Annotated in this window: 16 protein-coding genes; 5 read left to right on the forward strand and 11 right to left on the reverse strand. The window is 65.4% G+C overall.

The genetic code is table 11. From position 1 onward, the window contains the following. Positions 1–1193 (forward strand): glutamine--fructose-6-phosphate transaminase (isomerizing) (gene glmS, locus G537_RS0128955; RefSeq protein ID WP_026870551.1); only part of this gene is annotated, 1193 nt, incomplete at its 5' end. Between the two features lie 63 nt (positions 1194–1256). Here glmS and G537_RS40525 read toward each other — a convergent pair. The 8 genes from G537_RS40525 to G537_RS0128995 all read right to left on the reverse strand — a co-directional run bounded on the left by G537_RS40525 (position 1257) and on the right by G537_RS0128995 (position 12262). Continuing rightward, positions 1257–2546 (reverse strand): polysaccharide biosynthesis/export family protein, encoded by a 1290-nt coding sequence (locus G537_RS40525; RefSeq protein WP_051249272.1) that lies wholly within the window; start codon positions 2544–2546, stop codon positions 1257–1259. Positions 2547–2558: 12 nt separating this feature from the next. Next, complete coding sequence (locus G537_RS40530; RefSeq protein ID WP_162146164.1) at positions 2559–4811, reverse strand: GumC family protein; 2253 nt, start codon at positions 4809–4811, stop codon at positions 2559–2561. A 42-nt stretch (positions 4812–4853) separates the two neighbouring features. Further along, entirely contained in the window at positions 4854–5678 is an 825-nt protein-coding gene (locus tag G537_RS40535; protein ID WP_081689126.1) for a response regulator transcription factor, read from the reverse strand. Positions 5679–6561: 883 nt separating this feature from the next. Continuing rightward, entirely contained in the window at positions 6562–7281 is a 720-nt protein-coding gene (locus tag G537_RS40540; RefSeq protein WP_162146165.1) for a Crp/Fnr family transcriptional regulator, read from the reverse strand. 511 nt (positions 7282–7792) lie between these two features. Then, a complete protein-coding gene (locus tag G537_RS40545) occupies positions 7793–8833 on the reverse strand; it encodes a GDP-L-fucose synthase family protein (protein ID WP_064742235.1) in 1041 nt (346 codons plus the stop codon). After that, positions 8817–9887: a GDP-mannose 4,6-dehydratase gene (gene gmd / locus G537_RS0128985; RefSeq protein WP_026873046.1), complete on the reverse strand. Its 1071-nt coding sequence runs from the start codon at positions 9885–9887 to the stop codon at positions 8817–8819. Before gmd ends, G537_RS40545 begins: the two co-directional genes overlap by 17 nt. Before the next feature lie 185 nt (positions 9888–10072). Then, positions 10073–11107: an SDR family NAD(P)-dependent oxidoreductase gene (locus tag G537_RS0128990; RefSeq protein WP_026873047.1), complete on the reverse strand. Its 1035-nt coding sequence runs from the start codon at positions 11105–11107 to the stop codon at positions 10073–10075. Positions 11108–11161: 54 nt separating this feature from the next. Then, on the reverse strand, positions 11162–12262 hold the full coding sequence (locus tag G537_RS0128995) for a DegT/DnrJ/EryC1/StrS family aminotransferase (protein ID WP_026873048.1): 1101 nt from the start codon (positions 12260–12262) through the stop codon (positions 11162–11164). A 644-nt stretch (positions 12263–12906) separates the two neighbouring features. On the opposite strand from G537_RS0128995, the gene G537_RS40550 reads away from it, so the two are divergent. Genes G537_RS40550 through G537_RS0129010 form a run of 3 tightly spaced genes read left to right on the forward strand, consistent with a single transcriptional unit; the run spans position 12907 to position 16683 of the window. Further along, positions 12907–14187 (forward strand): glycosyltransferase family 4 protein, encoded by a 1281-nt coding sequence (locus G537_RS40550; RefSeq protein WP_081689127.1) that lies wholly within the window; start codon positions 12907–12909, stop codon positions 14185–14187. Next, positions 14184–15431 carry a glycosyltransferase family 4 protein gene (locus G537_RS0129005; RefSeq protein ID WP_026873049.1) on the forward strand — a complete coding sequence of 416 codons (1248 nt, stop codon included), beginning with the start codon at positions 14184–14186 and terminating at the stop codon, positions 15429–15431. Before G537_RS40550 ends, G537_RS0129005 begins: the two co-directional genes overlap by 4 nt. After that, on the forward strand, positions 15367–16683 hold the full coding sequence (locus G537_RS0129010) for a glycosyltransferase (protein ID WP_162146166.1): 1317 nt from the start codon (positions 15367–15369) through the stop codon (positions 16681–16683). The genes G537_RS0129005 and G537_RS0129010 overlap by 65 nt, the downstream gene beginning before the upstream one ends. Positions 16684–16732: 49 nt before the next feature. Here the strand turns inward: G537_RS0129010 and G537_RS40555 are convergent, their stop codons facing one another. The 3 genes from G537_RS40555 to G537_RS40565 all read right to left on the reverse strand — a co-directional run bounded on the left by G537_RS40555 (position 16733) and on the right by G537_RS40565 (position 19825). Continuing rightward, positions 16733–17863 carry an NAD-dependent epimerase/dehydratase family protein gene (locus tag G537_RS40555; RefSeq protein WP_064742237.1) on the reverse strand — a complete coding sequence of 377 codons (1131 nt, stop codon included), beginning with the start codon at positions 17861–17863 and terminating at the stop codon, positions 16733–16735. Between the two features lie 88 nt (positions 17864–17951). Next, a complete protein-coding gene (locus G537_RS40560) occupies positions 17952–18527 on the reverse strand; it encodes an LbetaH domain-containing protein (RefSeq protein ID WP_034853415.1) in 576 nt (191 codons plus the stop codon). After that, positions 18524–19825 (reverse strand): hypothetical protein, encoded by a 1302-nt coding sequence (locus tag G537_RS40565; protein ID WP_051249276.1) that lies wholly within the window; start codon positions 19823–19825, stop codon positions 18524–18526. Before G537_RS40565 ends, G537_RS40560 begins: the two co-directional genes overlap by 4 nt. Positions 19826–20316: 491 nt before the next feature. Here G537_RS40565 and G537_RS0129030 point away from each other — a divergent pair. Beyond that, positions 20317–20918 (forward strand): hypothetical protein (locus G537_RS0129030; protein ID WP_026873051.1); only part of this gene is annotated, 602 nt, incomplete at its 3' end.

Below are 20918 nucleotides of genomic sequence, written 5' to 3' on the forward strand. Positions count from 1 at the left end.
GGGCGGTGATCGCGCGCAGCGGCGTCGAGATCTACGACGCCGAGGATCGGTCGGTGGCCCGGCCGGTGAAGCCGATCGCCCAGACCGGCGCCCTGATCGGCAAGGGCGATTTCCGGCACCACATGCTGAAGGAGATCTACGAGCAGCCGGCGGTGGTGGGCGACACCCTGCGCACCATGCTGGACCCGGCCACCCGGGCGATCGTGCTGCCGGCGCTGCCCTTCGACGTCGCCCAGGTGCCGCGCGCCACCATCGTCGCCTGCGGCACCGCCTTCTATGCCGGCATGGTGGCGAAGTACTGGTTCGAGACCGTGGCCCGGCTGCCGGTCGAGATCGACATCGCCTCGGAGTTCCGCTACCGCGAGGCGCCGCTGCCGGCGGGGGGCCTCGCCGTCTTCGTCTCCCAGTCCGGCGAGACCGCGGACACGCTGGCGGCGCTGCGCTACGCCCGCTCCCAGGGCCAGCGCGTGCTGTCGATCGTCAACGTGCCGGACAGCTCGATCGCGCGCGAGAGCGACGCGGTGATCCAGACCCTGGCCGGGCCGGAGATCGGCGTCGCCTCGACCAAGGCCTTCACCACCCAGCTGACCGTGCTGGCCTGCCTGGCCGTGGCCGCGGCGCGGGCGCGCGGCGCCATCGACGGCCGGCGCGAGGCGGAGCTCTCCACCGCCCTGACCGAGCTGCCGAGCCGCCTGGCCGAGGTCTTGAACCACGACGCCACGATCCGCGACCTCGCCCACCAGGTGGCGCTGGCCCGCGACGTGCTGTATCTCGGCCGCGGCCTGTCCTACCCGCTGGCCCTGGAAGGCGCCCTGAAGCTGAAGGAGATCAGCTACATCCATGCCGAGGGCTATGCCGCCGGCGAGATGAAGCACGGGCCGATCGCGCTGATCGACGACAAGGTGCCGGTGATCGTGCTGGCGCCGCGCGACGCGGTGTTCGACAAGACCGTGTCGAACGTGCAGGAGGTGATGGCCCGCGGCGGCAAGGTGATCTTCCTCTCCGACCCGGAGGGGATCGAGAGGCTGGGGCCGGGACCGGTCGCGGCGATCGGCCTGCCCGGCGTCGACCCCTTCGTCGCCCCGATCCTCTACGCCGTGCCGGTCCAGCTCCTGGCCTATCACACCGCCGTGGCCAAGGGCACCGACGTCGACCAGCCCCGCAACCTCGCCAAGAGCGTCACCGTGGAGTAGGGGGCGCCCCGTCTCTGCATCAGACGGGGCGGCGACAACGGAGCCCGGGCGCGCGGCGGCCGGTCAGTTGAGAGTCAATTGCGGACCGCGCAGATCGATCTTCTGGCTGGCGCGCAGGATGTCCCCCGGCCGGATCTCGGCCCGCTCATCCGCCGCGATCTCCTGGTATTGGCCATCGACAAGGCGGGTGATCGTATAGCTCGTCGTCACGGCCGCCACAGCCTCGGTCGCGCTCGTCATTTCCTGCTTGAGTTCCGAGAGGGTGGCGAGGAGCGAGCCCATTCTCTGATCGGCACGGGCGATTTCGAGATCCGCCTCCCGCAGTTCAGCAGCATTCTCATTGATCCGCGTGCTCCGCAGCTCGATGCGCCGCTGTTCGAGATCCAGCAGATTCTGGCGTGCGCGCGCGAGATAGGACTGCTGGTCCAGCACATCGCGCTGGGCCACCGAATAGCTCCGCTGCGTCTCGCGCAGCCGCGTCAGCTGGGTGAGCTTCTGATCGGCCAGGGTCTGCATCGCCTTCACGTCCTCGGCCAACAGAGCCAACTCCTCGTTGTGCATCTTGATGGCCTGCTCCAGCGTGGAGATCTCCTGCTCGTAACTGGCGCGCTGCGCCTGCATTGCCCGATCCTGGCTCTCCAGCGCCTCCTTGCGGACCTGGAACAGGGTCTCCTCGCCTTCGACGATCCGGTTCAGCACATCGGCGTCCTGGACACTGTCATGCGTGGGCAGGACGAACTCGAAGGTCTCAGCCCCGCTCATCTCCGCTTTCAGCCGGGCGCGGCGCACCAGAAGGGAAAAGCGCTGCAACTGGAGATCGGCATATTCCTGCCCGGTGGTGATGAGCTGGAGCCGGCTGTTCTCCGTGGTCAGGGTGGGCTTCTTCAACCCGCCGCCGACGGCGAGGAGCTCCAGCGCGATCATGCCGGGCCGATACGGATACGGGCCGGGCTTCTCGACCTCTCCCAGGACGAAGACCGGCGAGTATTCCTGGATCGATACGCTCACCGCGCTGCCCGACGGGACATGTTCCTCCAGCCCGGCCCCGATCCGCTTGGCGATCTCGCCGGTGGTGAGCCCGTCGACCTCGACGTCGCCGAGCAGCGGGTAGCCGATGATCCCGTCGGGGCCGACGCGGAACGGTCCCGAGAGCGTCTCCTGCCCGTAGACCGTGATCGCCAGGGTGTCGCCGGGGTTGATGCGGTACGCCCCATCGCCCGCTGCGGCCGGCACCGCGGCTTCCATCCAGAGCAGGGCCGCGAGCATGCAGAGAGGGAGGTAGCCCGCCCGCCGGCCCGAAAGGCGCCGCGACCGCGGCACATCTGTCGTTCTCGTCCGGAACTTGGTGATCATGAGACGTCGCCCCTACGCTTCCTTGACAAGGCCGATGCCCTGGCCACGCAGGTCCGGCGGATGAGAATGATCGATCTTCGGCGGCCATCCGGCGGCGGGAGGCCCGGCCTCGTAGCGCCCCTGGCGCCCCGAAGGGACGCCGTTGAGGATCACGCCTGAGACCGTGACCCCGCGGAAGGCGAGCTGCCGGATGGTCGTCGCGACCGCCTGCGTGGTCGTCCGTCCCCAGCGCACGACCAGGATCACGGCGTCCGCCAATCCCCCCATCTGCGCCGCATCGGTGGAGGTCGAGGCCGGCGCCGTGTCGAGGATGATGAGATCGTACCGCTTCCTCAAATTCGCCAGCGCCTCGCGAAGATGGACGCCCCCGAGGATGAAATCGAAGGAGTCCCCGGACGACGCCGGGGCGATGAAATGCGCCTGTGACCGCGGGTCGACCTGGATCGCCTCCTCGAAGGACTGCACGCCACCGATCGCGTCGGGCAGCGGCGGAGCCGTGGCGGCTCCGAACTGCTCGGCGATCGCGGGCTTGCGGAGATCCGCGTCGACGACGATGACCTTGAGGCCGGTCCTGGCCACCGAACGCGCCAGCGACACCGCCAGGCTGGTCTTGCCCTCGCCGGGATGCACCGAGGTGAACATCAGGATCTGCGCGCGTCGGGTCGCCGGCGCCAGCTGGAGCGTCGACCGGAGGGCGCGTATGGCCTCGCTGAAGGCGGATCGGGGCTGGTCCAGCACAAAAGCGGACACGGCCGTGGCTTGCTTCGCCCCGCGGATCCGGGGAACGAGATCGATCACGGGAAGTCCGATCGCGCCTTCCAGATCGTTCGGCGACCGGACCCGGTCGTCGATGCTTTCGCGCAGCAGCGCGAGACCGAGGCCGAGGCCGAGGCCGGCCAGAAGACCGAGCGCGGCGTAGGGGACCAGCTTCGGGCTCGCCGGCACGGATGGCGGCTCGGCCCGGGAGACCATGCGAGCCTCCCGAACGGCATAGCCCTCCTGCTCGATCGTCTGCTTGTAGCGGTTGAGATAGGTCTCATAGATCGTGCGGTCGGCGGTCGCCTCGCGCTCGAGCTGGTTGAGCTGCACCCGGGCGTCGCTGGTCTTGGACAGGTCGTCCTCGGCCTCCTGGAATGCGGCCAGAATGGCGGCCTCCTTGCGCTGGGCGACATCGAGCTCGTTCTCGAGGCTCTTGAGGATGCGCTGCACCTCGGCCGCGATCTGCTGCTTGAGCGAGACCAGTTGCGATTCAAGGGACGGCAGCTGGCTGCTCTTGACGGCGCCCGTGTCCTGCAGTTCGGACAGGCTGCGCTCGATCCTCGCCTGTTCGGCCCGAAGCGCCTGGATGGTGCCGGAGTTCAGCACCTGCGCGAAATTGTCCAGCCCGTACTCGCTCCGCGACAGCGTCCGGGCAGTTTCGAGGCGGGCCGCCGCATCGGCGCGGCTGGACCGGGCCTGGACGAGCTCGATGTTGAGGGCATTGATCCGCTGCGTCTCGAGCGTCGTTCCGTCGGATTCGATGAGCCCGGCGTCGCGGCGGAAGCGCTCGGCCGCCGCCTCCGAGGCTTCGAGCCGCTGCCGCAGGTCGTCGAGCTTGGCGCCGAGCCATTCGCTCGCCTGCCGGGTGGCCTCCGACTGGACCGAAGCCTGATACGAGAGATAGGCCTCGCCGAAGGCGTTGGCGACGGTCGCGGCAAATTCGGGATCATCGGCCGTATAGGAGATGAAGATCGTATAGGAGCGACCGTCGTTGCTCACCTGAAGGTTGTCGAGCAGGCGATCGATCGCGGCACGCCGCGTCGGCGTCTCCTCGACCTCGGACTGCGGCTCCGGCGGACGAGCCGGAGGGGAACCGACGACGGCCTGCCATCCGTCTCCGATCCACCGTACGATCCTCTGCCGGAAGGTCTCGGCCAAAGGCGGCGCGATATCGTCCGGCTGGTATCCCGCCTGCTCGAGGATATCGGCGACGCGGTTGGCCATCGTCCGGGACGCGATGACGTCGAGCTCGGTCCGAAGAACGGGGCTGTCCTGAGGCAGGGGCGAGACCACGGCATCCGCCGGCAGAATCTGAACCCGACGGACGTCGAGCGCGACGACGACCTCCGCGACGTAGCGGGGCACCGCCTGCGTGTAGAGAAAGGCGGCAATCGCTATCGCCGCGACCACCGGGATCCAGACGGCCCATTTCCGCCGCCGCAAGATCCGCAGATAGTCTTGCAGGCTTCGCGTATGATGACCAGAATTTGGCGCGATCTCAATCACGGCAGACCATCTCATATTTGAAATTTCATATACGAAAGCAAACTACATCGACTTGTCCAATCCACTTCCTCTGGGCATCATGTCATTGATCTTGTACGCAACCTCAGTCCTGTTCTTCGCCTTGAGCTTCTTCATGATGTTTCGGATGTGGACCTTCACCGTGCTCTCACAGAGATTGAGCTCATAAGCGATGATCTTGTTCGCCTTGCCCCGGCGCAGGGCATCCGCCACCGCCGCCTGACGGGCGGTGAAGAGACCATTCATCACGCTGTTCTGGGACGGCTTCTCCCCCGACAGATGCTGCTGAAAGGAGGCAAGGCTGCTGACCGGGACAAAGACCCCTCCCGCACGCGCCAGGCGAACCGCTTCGATAGCGACATCGAGACCCACGCTGGTCGGAATATAGCCGCGGGCGCCGTACTCCAGAATCTTCATGACATGGGCCATGTCTTCGACATCGCCGATGACGATCGTCGGAATCTCCCCAAAATCTGACGTCAAGGACTTCACAGCGCCCATGACATCCGGATCGGTTGCATTCCGCCATCCGATGTTGAACAGTATCGCCGAAACCTGATCATGGATTTCCGTAGCGTTCCTCCAGCTCTCTATACTGGAGAATGCAAATGCTTCCAGATTGGTATTCCGGGAGCGGAATCCTCTGATCAGGCATTCCAGTTCAAGCTTACGATAATCGATCACCGCTATGTGAGGATTGTCGGAAGCTTCGAAGAGCGCTGACTCGTTCACGGCACCAGACTTGGCTCCGACCAGATCCTGCGGATCGAACAACTTGGCGTTTGCTTCGACCGATCCGATGTAGTTCTTGGCGGCTCCGTTGGTGGAAAATTCCAGATGATTCGACATATTATTTCCCCCTCTTGATGAAGGCGGCCTCCGCTGCCAGAGCGACATTATCTCGAGTTTTATCTAAATTTTTCTTTTGCCATTGTCTTGGCAGTCTTCCCCTGCAATCTCTCGCTTCCTCGGGGACCGGCAGTCAAAACTGCCATCCCTTCACACTACATTCACAGGAGTCGTAGTATAGATCGGACAACCCCAGGCCTAGGCATGATGCCCTCCGGCTCGGGTATGTCATAAGGTATAATAGGCGGTTCGGACGTTTTGGGAATTAACCTAAATTAGGCGAACAGTACTCCTTTGGGGTCACCCTCCTTGAAGGGGTATGTTCGGAATATGCTGGCCGATCCAGTCCCGCGCGCTGCGGGCATTCTTGCTGCGGGCACGGCCCATCCGAGATGCGGATGGCGCTCCCCCTTTTTGGCGTCGCGCTCCAGCTCCGCCGATGGACCGACCGACGGGCCTGACCGGAAAGAGTGGGAGATCTGCCGCCTTTGATGCAGTTCGATCAGCCGGTTGCACGGCCCGCTCCCCGTCCGTTGGATTGCACCCGGCATCCACAGGGAAGGCGAAGCCCGGAGAATCGCGGCCCGTCCGGATGGCGGGAGCGCCACGCCCGAACCGATCGGATGATCGCTCGCAGGTCGCCGCGCAAGGACCGCCAGCCCGGTTCGCGCCGCAGCCTTCGGGAGCTCGGGACGAGGCAGGCGGCCCCGGCGCGGCGAGGCCGCATGATCGAGAACATGGACATGGTCCCGAACGCAGGCTCCGTCGGGCGTCGGAGTGTCGCCCCCAAAATGTCGATATGCGAGCGCCGCCCCCGCCCACCTGGAGCACCAGTGGAATGGGATGCGTCTCAGGGGGCCCCGGAGAGGCTTCGCTTCATGCCTCAGCTGTTGAAGATTTTGCGCGATATCGCACGGCCCTGGCCGAGATAGGCCGGATCGAAATGGGCGAACTCCACCAAGCCGGCACGGTCGAGAAACTCGACCTCCGAGTTCCGGAAGACGACGAGCCCGAGCTGCCGCAGGTTTCGCAGCACCCGATTGACGTGAATGGCGGTCAAGCCGAGGGCATTCGCCAGGTCGTGCTGAGTGAGAGGACAGAGGAATCCCGACGGGCTGCCCTGGCCGATGAAATCCAGCCGGACGGACAGCTCGAGCAGGAGATGCGCTACGCGTGCAGCGGCGGACCTCCGTCCGAGCCCGATCAGGCGCTCTCCCGCGATCGAGCTCTCGAGACTGACGCTCCAAAGGATCGCGCCGCCGAGGCGCGGCCACTGCCTGGAGATGGCGATCAGCGATTGGGGTGAGATCGGAGCGGTCTCGACCGGTGTGACGCTGGCGAAGCCGAGGCCGGTTCCATCCAGAAAAATGCTCTCCAGACCAAAGAAGTCTCCCGGCAGAACAAAATCAACGATCTGACGCAGTCCATTCGGGAGGTCCTTGAACGAATATCCCCACCCATCACTCAGGACAAAAATCCGATGATGCCTCTCGGTATCCTCCAACATCTCTATCCGGGCGGCATACCGCCGACGGGTCGCGAGCAATTTCGTGACAGCGAGGGTCTCCGATGGCGATGGGGCGAAATAACGGCCGATCTTCAACAGAAAGGCCTCCTCCAATCCAGCCATATCTGCGCCTATGTTTTGCTCAAGACACCATCTTCTTCATTCTTATTTTTGATAGTAAAAGCACAAAAACCACCCATCATAAATCGGTATGCATTTTGCAAAACCCTTACCACTCGATGTATCCTTCCATCCAAAAGAAAACCAGAAATATTCTCATTTAGTATTATATAATCCTTGCGATCTATATGGGTAATTTTGGAATATTATCTTATGACGGGTGAACACTCGCGCCCTGCTCCATTTATCAGATATGGCCGCCCGATTGGCGGTCGTCGTCAGCGACATCGGGCCGTCTTCCGAAGGCGACCGCAGCGTTATCGGCATGCTTGCTCCCGCAATTGCATACCATGCTTGCATCGCATTTAGGACTAATTAATTTTGATTTGACTCCAATTCCGGCGAACCGGCCCGCCTGCCTGCGCGCTCTGGCCCGGTTCGGTGCCGCTTTGCCTGCGATGCCGTCCGCTCGCTGATCTGCGTGGAGCTAGCCGAGCGCCAGAGCGCCGCGCGCCTGGCGCGAGCGATCCCGCTCTCGCATTGGCCCGCCCGCTCCGGCGCGCGGCGGCGCATTCTCGAGCCACCAGCGATAGGTGTTCCGGATTCCGCTTTCCAGATCGATTCCGGCCCGCCAGCCCAAGCGCGTGATCCGCCCGATGTCGAGCAGCTTCCGCGGGGTGCCGTCCGGTCGGCGCGGGTCGAAGGCGAAAGTCCCCTCATAGCCGACCACCTTGGCGATCAGAAGAGCGAGGTCGGCGATGGAGATGTCGGCCCCGGTTCCGATATTGATCGGCATCGGATCCTCATAACGCTGCATCGCGATGACGCAAGCGTCGGCGAGATCATCGACATGCAGGAACTCGCGGCGCGGCCGCCCCGACCCCCAGATCTCGACGGTCGGCTGGCCGCGGACCTTCGCCTCGTGAATCCGGCGGATCAGCGCCGGCAGCACATGCGAGGTTTCCAGGTCGAAATTGTCGTTGGGGCCGAACAGGTTGGTCGGCATCGCCGAGATGAAGCGGCAACCGTACTGGCGGGCGTAGCATTCCACCAGCTTCACCCCGGCGATCTTGGCGACGGCATAGGGCTCGTTGGTCTTCTCGAGCGCCCCGGTCAGGAGTTGGCTCTCGCGGATGGGCTGGGTCGTGTCGCGGGGATAGATGCAACTCGATCCGAGATACAGCAGCTTCTCGACACCGGTCCGATAGGCGGCGTGGATCACATTTGCGCCGATCATCAGGTTCTCGTAGAGGAACTCGGCCGGGTAGGTCGCATTGGCGACGATCCCACCGACCCGCGCCGCCGCGGCGAAGACGATCTCCGGCCGCTCCCGCCGCATCCAGCCCTCCGTCGCCGCCTGGCTGGTCAGATCGACCTCCGCCCGGTCGACGAAGAGCAGCGTGCAGTCCTCCCGCGCAAGCCGGCGGACCAGCGCCGACCCCACCATGCCCCGGTGACCGCTGACCCAGACCCGCTTGCCGCGCAGATCGAGCGGCAGGCGGCGGACGGCGTCATTCGTAGCGGTCATTTCGTCCGGCCTCCCGCATCACGGCGACCAGATCCGAATTCACCATCTCGGCGACCAGATCGCCGAAGGGGGTGGTGTGGCTCCAGCCGAGCTTCTCCCGGGCCTTCGCCGGATTGCCGAGCAGGAGGTCGACCTCGGTCGGGCGGAAGTACCGCGGATCGATTTCGATGAGCGGGACGCCGGTCTTGGCATCCAGCCCCTTCTCGTCGACGCCCCTGCCGGTCCATTCGATCTCGCGGCCGGCCACCCGGAATGCGAGCTCGACGAACTCCCGCACGGTGTGGGTCTCGCCCGTGGCGAGCACGTAATCGTCGGGCTCGTCCTGTTGGACGATGCGCCATATGCCCTCGACGTAGTCTCGCGCATGACCCCAGTCGCGCCGCGCATCCAGATTGCCGAGGTACAGGCACTTCTGGAGACCCCGCTCGATCGCCGCGACCGCCCGGGTGATCTTCCGCGTGACGAAGGTCTCTCCTCGGATCGGGCTCTCATGGTTGAACAGGATTCCGTTGGAGGCGTGGAAGCCATAGGCCTCGCGGTAGTTGACGGTCATCCAATAGGCATAGAGCTTGGCGATCGCATAGGGGCTGCGGGGATAGAACGGCGTGCGCTCGTCCTGCGGAACGGCCTGAACCCGTCCGAACAGCTCCGACGTCGATGCCTGGTAGAAGCGGCATCGGTCGCCGAGCTTCAGGATCCGTAACGCCTCGAGCAGCCGCATCGTGCCCAGGGCGTCGGCGTTCGAGGTGTATTCCGGGGTCTCGAAGCTGACCTGAACATGGCTCTGCGCGCCGAGATTGTAGATTTCATCCGGCACCACATCCTGGATGATGCGGCAAAGATTGGTGGAATCTGTGAGATCGCCGTAGTGGACATGGAAGCGGACGGAATCCGCGTGCGGATCCTGGTAGAGATGATCGATCCTCTGGGTGTTGAAGGAGGAGGACCGCCGCTTGATTCCATGAACGATGTAATTCTTGGACAGGAGCAGCTCTGCCAGATACGCTCCGTCCTGACCAGTTACTCCGACAATTAAGGCGATCTTTTGCGGCATGATCAGCTCCGAAGAACAACTATAAGGCAGAGGGATTTTATTTTGACTGTGAGCTATAATTTATGGGGTTTGCAGCAGAGCGACAGCCTGTACAAAAGGGGAAGAACCTCCATCGATAGGCATGGCCCGGCTCTCATTCCAGGCGTCTCGCCGGCGCTGTGGAACGGCGGCGGCCAGGCGCCGGTTCATCGAGCCGTCACCCCTGGCGGGATTTCCCCGGTTTCCGGCTCCGCGGCGGTCCAGGACGAGGCCTGGCGCCACCAGGCGACCAGTTCGCGCAGACCGGTCTCGAGCGGCCTGTCCGCGCGGAACCCCAGCAGCTGTTCGGCCGGCCGAGGATCCGCCGCCGGCCGGGCCAGCGGAAAAGCGCCCCGATCGGCCATGTGCACCGGCGCCAGCCAGCCTCGCCCCATCACGCCCGCCAGCATCCGCGCGAGGTCGAGAGACGAGGTCTGCAGGCCGCTGCCGATGTCGAGCGCCACGCCTGAGACGTCCGTGGTCGCCGCCAGGATATTCGCCCTGGCGATGTCGTCGACATGGACGAGATCCATCGTCTGCAGCCCGTCGCCGTAGATGATCGGGGGTGTCGCCGCCTCGATCCGTTCGATCCAGCGGATCATCTGCTCCGTGTAGGGCCCGTGGATGTCCATGCGCGGGCCATAGGCGTCGAAATAGCGGAGGGCCACGGCGTCCTGGCCGTACATGGTCCTGAATGCGCGCAGCAGGCCTTCGCAGAAGGACTTCATCACGCCGTGAAGGGTGCGATCGAGGTGAAGACCGCGACGCCCCTCCGGGCTCGGCAGCCCCTCGGCCATGCCGCAGACCGATGCGGAGGAGGCCAGCACGACCTTGCGCACCCGGGAAGCGACGCATTGCTCGAGCAGATCGAAGGTCGCGTCGGCCATCACTTCCATCGCGAGACGAGGCTCGCTGACGCAGTGACCGGCGCGGAGCGTCGCCTGATGGAACACGGTGTCGATGCCGGCGACGAGGCGGGCCATCGCGGATCGATCGCGGATATCGACATCGATGACCCGGACCTTGTCGCTCCGCACAGCCTCGGCGAGATGCTCGAGGCGACCGTGCAGCATGTTGTCGACAACCAGGATCTCGTCGCATCCGGCCGACAGGAGGTGGTCGACGAGGGTCGAGCCGATGAAGCCGGCGCCGCCGGTGACAAGCACCCGCTTCCCGGCGAGAGCGGCGGTTTTGCTGGACATGACGCGATTCACCTTTCGTGGCGATGGTGCAAACGGCCGGCCGGCCGCGGCGTCTCAAGATCGGCAGAGCTCATTCACTGCCCGCGCGATCCGCTCCACCGCGGCGGGGGACAGTTCGGGATAGATCGGCAGCGACAGGGTCTGGGCCGACAACGCCTCGGAGACGGGAAATCGGCCGGGGCCATAGCCGAGACCGGCATAGGCGGGCTGGAGGTGGACGGGGAGCGGGTAATGGATGGCGGTGGCGATGCCGATCCGGGCCAGCCGGGAACGGACGAAATTCCGTTCGGGAATCCGGATGGCGTAGATCTGGTACGCGTGGTCTCCGCCGGCGCCTCCCGCCGGCCTCTGGATGGCGGCCCCGGCGAAGGCTTGGTCATAGACCGCGGCGATACGCCTTCGGGCGCGAACCCATTCGTCCAGATAGCGCAGCTTGATGCCGAGGGCGGCCGCCTGAACCGCATCCATGCGGTAGTTGAAGCCGTGGCGAACGTGGTTGTGCCGGCCGATCTGGCCCAGATCCCGGAGGCAGCGGATCGTCTCGGCCAGGTCGGTCCGGTCCGTGACGATCGCGCCGCCGTCGCCGCATCCCCACAGAGCCTTGCCGGGATAGAAGCTGAAGCAGCCGATGTCGCCGAAGGTGCCCGCGGCAACGCCGTCGCGCTCCGCCCCGTGCGCCTGGGAGGCGTCCTCGACCACCCAGAGACGATGGCGGCGGGCGATCGGCAGGATCCTGTCCATGTCCGCCAGGCGCCCATGGAGATGGACCGGGACGATGGCCTTGGTCGCCGGGGTCAAGACCGCTTCGATCGCCGACGGGTCCATCGTCCAGGTTTGCGGATCGATGTCCACGAAGACCGGCTTCGCCCCGGTATAGAGGATGGCCGCGACCGTCGCGACAAAGGCCGCCGGAACCGTCACCACCTCGTCGCCGGGCCCGACGCCGACCGCCAGCAGAGCGAGGTGAAGCGCCGAGATGCCGGCATTGACGGCAACCGCGTCGCGCGCGCCGCAATAGCCGGCGAAGGCGTCCTCGAATTCGGTGATGGCGGGATTCGCGGCATAGTCGCCGCTTCTGACGACGTCGAGCACCGCGCGCTCGACCTCGGCCGCGATGCCGCGGTGCTGTGCCGCCAGGTCCAGGAACGGAATCATGGCCCCTTCGGGCTGTCGTCGCGATCGGTCGTCTTGTCGCGCTGATCCATGAGGAGCTGCCGTCCCAACCCGGTCTTGAGGCACTGACGAGAATCGATGCGCCGGAACGATTGGTCCCGCCCTCTCGCCCCAGTAAATATGAAGTAATACCTACACTTCACATCGCGGCCGCCACGAGACTTACTCAGATTTCTGAAATAATCGCGTTCATATATCGTTATGATAATAATAATCTCTCCCAACGCCAGCCTCAGCATACATCTCCCGACAAAAGCAACAGGCTGGCAAAGAGGCATAGCGCCGATCGGCAAAAACGATCAGCCAGCGAACCCGCCTCCGCCGTCCGGATGATCCCGACACCGGCAAACTCCGTACCGGTCGGCCTGCGCCTACGACAAGTGAAGGGAATGGCTCCGGACGGATCGGCTGCCATACCGCCTTTGCCTCCCTTGTTGGGTCAGGAAGGCCTCCGCCACAATAGCGTCCGGTCAGTCTCCGGTTTCAGTTCGATACATCGTTGAACCAGCGGGAACATGCCGTGCCACCGCGTATTCCGGCGCGAATGCTCGCTGTTTCTTCGTCAGCAACAGCACTCTTGATCCTTGACTTGACGTTGGCCCCCGCAATCCGTGAGCGACGGCGAGATGAAGATTATTTTGGCGAACCGCTATTTGTATCCGGACGAGTCGGCGACGAGCCGTATGACCTCAAGCCTGGCTTTCGGCCTCGCCCGGAGGGGTTTTGCCGTCCAAGGCTTGGCCAGCCGGCATTTCCACAATGACCGGGACAGGCGTCTGTCGGCCCGCGAGACGACCAACGGCGTCGATATCCATCGCCTGGCGACATCGGGCTTCGGTCGCGGCCGGCTCTGGGGCCGCGCACTCGACTACGCCACCTTCCATCTCAGCGCCGCGCTCTGGGTGCTGCGGCACGCGAAGCCGGGCGATGTCTGCGTCGTGTGCACCGACCCCCCTCTCCTCTCCGTCACGCTGGCCCTGCCCCTCAGGCTGAAGCGGGCCCGGATGGTGAACTGGCTTCACGACCTGTTTCCCGAGGTCGCGCTGGAGTTGTCGGTCGTCAAAGGCGGCTGGGCCGGCCGGCTGGCTCTGGCGCTGCGTGACTGGTCGCTTCGCCAAGCCCAATGCAACGTCGCGCCGATCGAACGGATGGCCCGCCTCCTTGGGCTTCGTCGGATCCCCGCCGAGCGTCTCGTCGTCGTCAACCACTGGTCGGACGGCTCGGCCATCCGGCCGGTCCCCCGGGACGCAAATCCACTTCGCCGGGAATGGAATCTGGGAGACGCCTTCATCGTCGGTTACTCAGGCAATTTCGGGCGCGCCCACGAATTCGACACCATTCTCGGCGCCGCGGCGCGGTTGAGGCACCGGGACGACATCCGTTTCCTGTTCATCGGCGATGGGCATAAGCGAGCCGCCATCGAAGCGGAGATACGGGCGCAGGGGCTGGACAACATCATCCTCAAGCCGCTGCAGCCACGAGAGCTCCTGGCCGAAAGCCTCGGCCTGGCGGACGTCCATCTGGTGTCGCTTCTGCCCGCGCTCGAACCCTTCGTCATCCCCAGCAAATTCTACGGCATCCTGGCTGCCGGCCGGCCCACCCTCTTCGTCGGCGACCCTGACGGCGAGATCGGGCTGCACCTGCGCCGGCATCGTTGCGGACATTCGGTCGCCATCGGCGACAGCGAAACCCTGGCCCGCCATATCCTCGAGCTGCGGCAATCGCCGAAGGAGCTGGACCAGCTGGCAGCCAACGCCCGGCGGCTGTTCGAAGACCACTTTACCGAAGACCGAGGATGCTCCGCATGGACCAAGCTTCTCTCGAGGTTTCTGCCCGCGGCGACCGGCAGCACCGCCTTCCGGCACAGGGAGGCTGCGACGCCCGCCGACGAGAGGGGCCGGCCGTGAACGCACGCGTGGTCGTCAGCCAGCTCGGCGCCCGCAGGCACTATGCCGTGCCGCGGATCCTGAACGCACATGGGATGCTGGAGCACTTCTACACCGATATCTGCGCAACCAAGGGGTGGCCCCGGGTCATCGGATATCTCCCACGCAGGTTCCAACCGGCCGGGATCCGGCGGCTCATCGGGCGGAAGCCGTCCGGCATTCCCCCGCAGCGGATGACGTGCTTCACCGGCCTCGGCCTCTCCTTCGCGTTGCAGCGCATGCGGCCGGACGGGAGCTCCAACGACAGGATGTGGGCCGCGCTCGATGCCGGCCGGCGCCTGTCCGAGCTCGTCGTCCGCCATGGCTTCGGCCAGGCCACCGGCTTCTACGGCATGGTCCGCGAATGTCTGGAGCAGCTCCAGGCGGCACGGGCCCGCGGCCTGTGGACGGCCGTCGATCAGAACATCGCGGCCTGGGCGCTGCTCGATCGTCTGGAACGGGAGGAGCAGGAGCGCTTTCCGGACTGGGATCCGGCAGCCAGCCAGGACACGTACACGGAGGCGTATGCCGCTCGCGAGAGAGCGGAATGGGCTGAGGCGGATCTCATCATCTGCCCTTCCGAATTCGTCCGCCAGAGCGTGGCGGAGGACGGTGGTCCAATCGATCGCTGCGTCGTCATCCCTTACGGCGTCGACACCCGGTTCCAGCTTCCCGTGAGCGATCGGCGGCACGGCCCGCTGCGGGTCCTGACCATCGGCACCATCGGCCTGCGCAAGGGCTCGCCCTATGTCCTCGAAGCGGCCAGACGGATGAGAGGACAGGCTGTCTTCCGCATGGTCGGAGGAGGCGCGGTCCCGCCGGCGGCCCGCACCGGCCTGGAGGGGGTCGTCGAGTTCACGGGCACCGTTCCTCGGCTGGAGATCATCGCCCAATACGCGTGGGCCGACGTGTTCCTCCTGCCGTCACTTTGCGAAGGATCGGCCGCGGTGACCTATGAGGCGCTGGCGGCCGGTCTTCCCGTCATCACGACGCCGAATACGGGCAGCGTCGTTCGGGACGGCACGGACGGATTCATCGTGCCCATCCGCGACGTCGACGCCATTGTCCAATCGCTCCATCTGCTTTGCGACGACCGCGTCCGGCTGTTCGAGATGTCGCACAATGCCAGGCTCCGGGCCAAAGATTTCGATCTCCTGGCCTATGGGCGACGCCTTTGCGATGCGCTCGGAAACGTCCGAGCCGCAACGGCAGCCCACCGTCATTAGGAGGTCCACCATGCTTCGCGAAGGCATTGCGTTCCGGCCTGAGCAATCCTCCGGCGCCCGGCAGGGTCAGGCTCCGGCCCGGATCAAGATCGCCATGCTGACGGCTTCGGCCTCGTTGTCCGATGGCGGGCCACCCGCGGCGCTTCGGGCGCTGTGCCAAGCGATGCACCGCTCGCCGGCGATCTCGGTCGAAGTGTTCGCGCTGGAGCGCGACGCGGACTCCGATCGGGTGGGATGGGGAGACGTCCCGGTCCACCTGCTGCCGGTCCAGGGGCCCCGCAGCTTCGGCTACTCCCGAAGCCTGCAGGCGGCGCTGCGCGACAGCGGTGCCGATCTGCTGCATGTCCACGGACTCTGGATGTACACGTCGGTCGCGGCGCGGCAGTGGGCCGCGCAGACCATGAAGCCCCATGTGATCAGCCCGCGGGGCATGCTCGATCCCTGGGCCCTCGCGAACCATGGCTGGAAGAAGCGGATCGCGATGCGGGCCTATGAGGATGCCCATCTGCGACGGGCCTCATGCCTGCACGCGCTCTGCGAGTCGGAAGCGCAGTCGATCCGGACCTTGGGATTGACGGCGCCGATCTGCCGCATCCCGAACGGCGCCGCCCTGCCCGACGCCGAGCCGCCACGGCCGGACTGGCGGGCGCGCCTGCCTGCCGATGCGCGCATCCTGCTGTATCTCGGCCGGCTCACACCGAAGAAGGGCCCGCCCCCCCTCATCCGGGCCTGGGCCAACGCCCGGCCGGCGGCTCCGGCATCGCCGCCCTGGCATCTCGTCTTCGTCGGCTCCGGTCCCGAGACCTACTGCGCAGAGCTCAAGTCGCTGGCCGCGAATCTCGGCGTCGGCGAGACCGTGCATTTCATCGGCCCGCTCTACGGTCCGGACAAGGCGGCCGCCTTCGCCTCGGCGGATGCATTCGTCCTCCCGTCGTTCAGCGAGGGCATGCCGAATGCCGCCCTGGAGGCCTGGGCTCACGGCCTGCCGTCGCTCCTCACCCCGCAATGCAACCTGCCGGAAGGTTTCGCGCACGGGGCCGCGCTCGCCATCGAACCGAACGAGCTGGCCATCGCGGACGGCATCCGGCGCCTGATGGGCATGACCGACGACGAACGCCGGGCGATGGGGGGCCGGGGACGCGCCCTGGTCGCGAACCGGTTCGCCTGGCCGGTGGTGGCCGCGGAGCTGGAGGCGGTCTATCGCTGGCTGCTGGGCCTTCAGCCACGCCCGGAGACCGTCGACCTCGTCTGACCGCTTCGCGGTAGCGCCCCGCCAGCCGCAGCGGGCGGGGCGCCCTCCCTCAGGCCGCGCTGGTGTCGGCCACGGCCGCGGCCGGTCTCGGCGAAGATGCCTTCAGCTTGCGACGAGATCTCGTCGGCGGCCGGCGAAGGCGTCCATTCGCGTTCGGCGCCGCCTGTTCCAACCCGCCCTGATAGTCCCGGAACCAGTCGATGAAGGCGCGAACGCCGGCATCCACCCTGGTCTGCGGGACGTAGCCGGTCAGCGCCTCGAGCAGATCGGGGGAGGCGAAGGTCCTGGGGACATCCCCCGGCTGCATCGGCAGCATGCGCCGGACCAGCCGCACCCCGAGATGCCGCTCGATCGTGTCGATGAAGGGCAGCAGCCCGACCGGCGCGCCGCCGCCGATATTGACGATCCGGAACGGCGCGATCGGCGAGAGGCTGTCTTCGCCCCCCTCGAAGGCCACGGGCCGTCCTTTCACCGGCACCACGTCGGCGAGGCGGGCCATGGCCTCGACCAGATCGTCCACATAGGTGAAGTCCCGCTCCATGCGGCCTTCGCCATAGACCTCGATCGCCTCGCCCCTCAGCGCCGCCGAGACGAATTTGAACAGCGCCATGTCCGGGCGCCCCCAGGGGCCGTAGACCGTGAAGAAGCGCACCGCCGTGGTCGGAATGCCGTGGAGGTGCGCATAGACATGCGCCATGGCCTCCACGGCCTTCTTCGAGGCGGCGTAGAGGGTCATCGGCTGATCCGTGCAGTCGACCTCGGTGAACGGGCACTTCGCATTCGCGCCGTAGACCGAGCTGGTCGAGGCCACAATCAGATGCCGGACCTCGAGATCCCGGACGACCTCCAGCAGGTTGAAGGAGCCGACGAGGTTGGCATCGATGTAGGCGCGCGGGTTCTCCAGGCTGTATCGCACGCCGGCCTGCGCCGCGAGATGCACGACGACGTCCGGCCTGGCCTCGGACGCCGCCCGCCGGAGCGTGTCGGCATCCTCCAGCATGCCGATGACCGGCTCGAAGCGCGGATTCTCGGCCAGGATGGCATGGCGACGCTCCTTCAGCGACACGTCGTAATAGGGCGTCAACCCATCATATCCGACGACGGAGGCGCCGCGCGCGAGAAGCAGGCGCGCCAGATGGAATCCGATGAATCCAGCCGTCCCTGTCACGAAATATCGCATGCGAGCAACCTCTACTCTCAATCAAGCTTCGTGAAGCCGCCGGCCGCCGGGACCGAGGGCCCGGGCGGTCGGGAATGGCCGCGAAATTTCATCCCTGCGGCGGCGGAAATCTCGTCCGCTCTCGGAGCCTGCGGACGGGATTGCCGGCATAGACCGCCCAGGCATCGAGATCCCGGAAGGTCACGCCCCGCGCGCCGAGAACCGCGCCCTCGCCAACCGTGACACCCGGCCCGACGAAGGCCTCCGCCGCGACCCACGCCTGGGCGTCGACGACGATCGGTCTCGCGCGCAGCGGAAAGCGCGCGTCGTCGACATCATGCGTACCCGTGCACAGATGCGCGCCCTGCGACACCACGGCGAAATCGCCGATCGTGATGGGGGCGACGTTGTAGCAGGTGACCCCGGGGGCGATCACGGCATGGCGCCCCACCGTGAGGTGAGGCGGCCACCAGACGGACGTCTGGCCATAGACCCGCGCCGTCGGATCGATCCGCGCCCCGAAGGCCAGCAGGACCAGGCGCCGCCATTTGTGGAACGGCCGCGGTGTCCAGGCGCCGAGCAGGCCCCAACAGACCGACCAGGCGAAACGGCGCAGCCGGTCGCTCAGGGCGAAGGTCGGCCCGCCGAGACGTGGCTCGAGGCGCGGCGCATCAAGGCTTTTCACGACACCCTCCCCATCGCTGCGACGGCCGAAGGCTGCGTGGACGCCGCGACGGCCGAGGACTGTGCGGGTTGCTTGCGAATTCGGGCGAAGAGCAGAGCCGGCACGAAGAACACCAGCACATGGACCCATGTCGAGAGGACCCCCTGCGTGTGGTGCGAAATCGCATGCATCGCCGGAACGGCCAGCTGCATGTAGAAGAGCTGCGGCGCCGTATGGCCGGCCATCGCCGCACCGTAGAGCCGGCTCAACAGATAGGCGATGATGAAGAATTTGAAGGCACCGAAATACCAGAACGAGGCGTAGGCGTCGCTCAAGCCTGTCTCTGTCGTGCCGGTCGGCTTGTTGTAGGCGCGGTCGAACTGATCCTCGATGCCGATCATAAAGGAAAACTTCAATTCTTGCCCGACTATTTGGGCCGGAATGTAATTCCAGGCAAGAGTATCCCAATGATAGGCGCCATAGTCGAAGGATTGGTTCCGGTCGACCATATGGATTCGATACATTGCATTGCGCATCTCCGCGCCACCGGAGGTCAGGATCTGTTGAAAATTCTCCCAGACCGAGATCTCTGTGATCTTCGACAATGTCGGACCATCGTTCTTGACATTCATCTGGCGGTAATCCGCGGTGCTGGTCAGCGCCAGAGTGCCGCCCAGGACCGCCGCCAGCACCAGACCATGCGGCACGGCCCGGCGCCATTTGAACCAGAGCGCGAGGGCAATAAGCAGGAACAGCTCAGCCGTCGCGCCGCGCTTCCCCGTCCTCAGGATGTGCTCGAGAAAGAACATCGCATCGACTGCAACGATCGTGAAGGCTGGAATCGACGGCCTGTTGAAAAAGCACAGCAGAGCGACAGCGAAGCCGTATTGAAGGTACTTAGAGAAGAAAACCAACACCACGTTGTAGCCCGTGAATTGCGTAGCGACTGCCAACTCGATTGGTATCAGGCTCAGCTTGTAGTAAAAATATGCCCCTATCAGCGACATGATGGCGGAGACGAGAAGCAGCCTCCGCTCATTGAACTGCCATTGAAATGCCCGCATCACCGGCTGACGGTTCGGCATCCAGCCCAGCCGGCACATGGCAAGGCATAGAATCAAGAAGCTGATGGTCTTGGCGTAGAGCCCGGCCGGCATGAACGGATCAACCGCCAGGCCGGGCAGTTGCGGCAGGACGAAGGCGAATGTGATTGCAGCGGCCAGGAAGGGAAACTCGTACAGCTTCCCGCTCTGTGCCGCCGGCGCGATCAGCAGCCACAGGCACAGGCCGACCGCCAACCCGGTGAGGGTCCAATTCACAACGGGCTCGCCGCGATCATCGTCGAGCGGGCATCGCTCGGATCACCGCTGAAGCCCGGCCTCCACCGTTCCGGCTCAGTCACAGGCCGGTGTGAGCCAGCATGGGTGAAGAGAATTTCGATCATCATAAATGCCCGAGACCCCTTGATAGCGCCTCAATCACCCGGCATTCACCCAGGCCTGCATCGACCTGGCGCGCGGCAGGTCCTCCGATCCATGCAGGACGCTAACACCCCTCGCGCTGACCTCTGATCTGCCTATTGGAGTGAAGCCCTACGCCGAAGGGCGGGCTCGGCTGCACGACGCTCCGGGCCTCTTTGCTCAGCGGGCATCCCGCCCCCCGGACTCTCGCCCCGAGCGAGGCTGTACCGGCAAAAGGATGAGGTCAAACGGCGGCTCTACACCCGATTGCCAGATCACCGCGCGACGATGCGCGCGATATGTAAATACGAATGTCCCAGGGGGTGGTGTTTCGGCGTCACGCAGCAGCGATGATCATCAAGCGCCTCATCTGTGCCGCGCTCCTCCTGGCGTGTTCAGCGGCGGCCGCCCACCAGGACGCGCCCTCGGCCGCAAGTCCGGCCAGGTGGCTCGCCGAATCCCGGTTCGTCGTCTCGTCGCTGGAAACCGGCCCGGTCGGCTATCTCGAAGCATGGGGCGGCTCGGAATTCGGCTACGCCTACACCTACGCGATCTCGGGCGCGCCCGCCGGCGTGACCGTGGATGCCGACACCGGCATGCTGTCGATCGGGACGCCGCTCGCCGTCGGCACCCATGGTTTCAGGACATCCGTGCGGAATCGAGGGGACACCTCGAGGGTCGCGGAGTTCCCGGTCACACTCGAGGTGGTGGCCGGGGCCGCCGCCAATCGCACCAGGGGCGCCGTTCTTCACAGGGACTATGTGGTCGATTCCGGCGAGTACGGCATGCCGGCCGGTTCCGACTACACCGAAGTCCTGATGAAGATTCGACGCGCCATCGTTCTCGACCAGAAGGCGGTGGGCGACGGCAATCTGCGGGCGACGATCATCTTTCAGGGCGGTCGCCAGTACGACTATGCGAACAATCGCTGGACCTTCGGCATCCAGTACCT

The organism is Inquilinus limosus DSM 16000 (assembly GCF_000423185.1).
GTDB classification, from domain to species: Bacteria; Pseudomonadota; Alphaproteobacteria; order DSM-16000; family Inquilinaceae; genus Inquilinus; species Inquilinus limosus.

What these genes read in the sequence shown, in the direction of transcription:
- gmd (WP_026873046.1), bottom strand. Translation starts at nt 9,887, where the DNA reads ATGCCGCAAAAGATCGCCTTAATTGTCGGAGTAACTGGTCAGGACGGA.
- G537_RS40535 (WP_081689126.1), bottom strand. Translation starts at nt 5,678, where the DNA reads ATGTCGAATCATCTGGAATTTTCCACCAACGGAGCCGCCAAGAACTAC.
- G537_RS40525 (WP_051249272.1), bottom strand. Translation starts at nt 2,546, where the DNA reads ATGATCACCAAGTTCCGGACGAGAACGACAGATGTGCCGCGGTCGCGG.
- G537_RS40545 (WP_064742235.1), bottom strand. Translation starts at nt 8,833, where the DNA reads ATGACCGCTACGAATGACGCCGTCCGCCGCCTGCCGCTCGATCTGCGC.
- G537_RS40550 (WP_081689127.1), top strand. Translation starts at nt 12,907, where the DNA reads ATGAAGATTATTTTGGCGAACCGCTATTTGTATCCGGACGAGTCGGCG.
- G537_RS40555 (WP_064742237.1), bottom strand. Translation starts at nt 17,863, where the DNA reads ATGCGATATTTCGTGACAGGGACGGCTGGATTCATCGGATTCCATCTG.
- G537_RS0128990 (WP_026873047.1), bottom strand. Translation starts at nt 11,107, where the DNA reads ATGTCCAGCAAAACCGCCGCTCTCGCCGGGAAGCGGGTGCTTGTCACC.
- G537_RS0128995 (WP_026873048.1), bottom strand. Translation starts at nt 12,262, where the DNA reads ATGATTCCGTTCCTGGACCTGGCGGCACAGCACCGCGGCATCGCGGCC.
- G537_RS0129010 (WP_162146166.1), top strand. Translation starts at nt 15,367, where the DNA reads ATGGGCGACGCCTTTGCGATGCGCTCGGAAACGTCCGAGCCGCAACGG.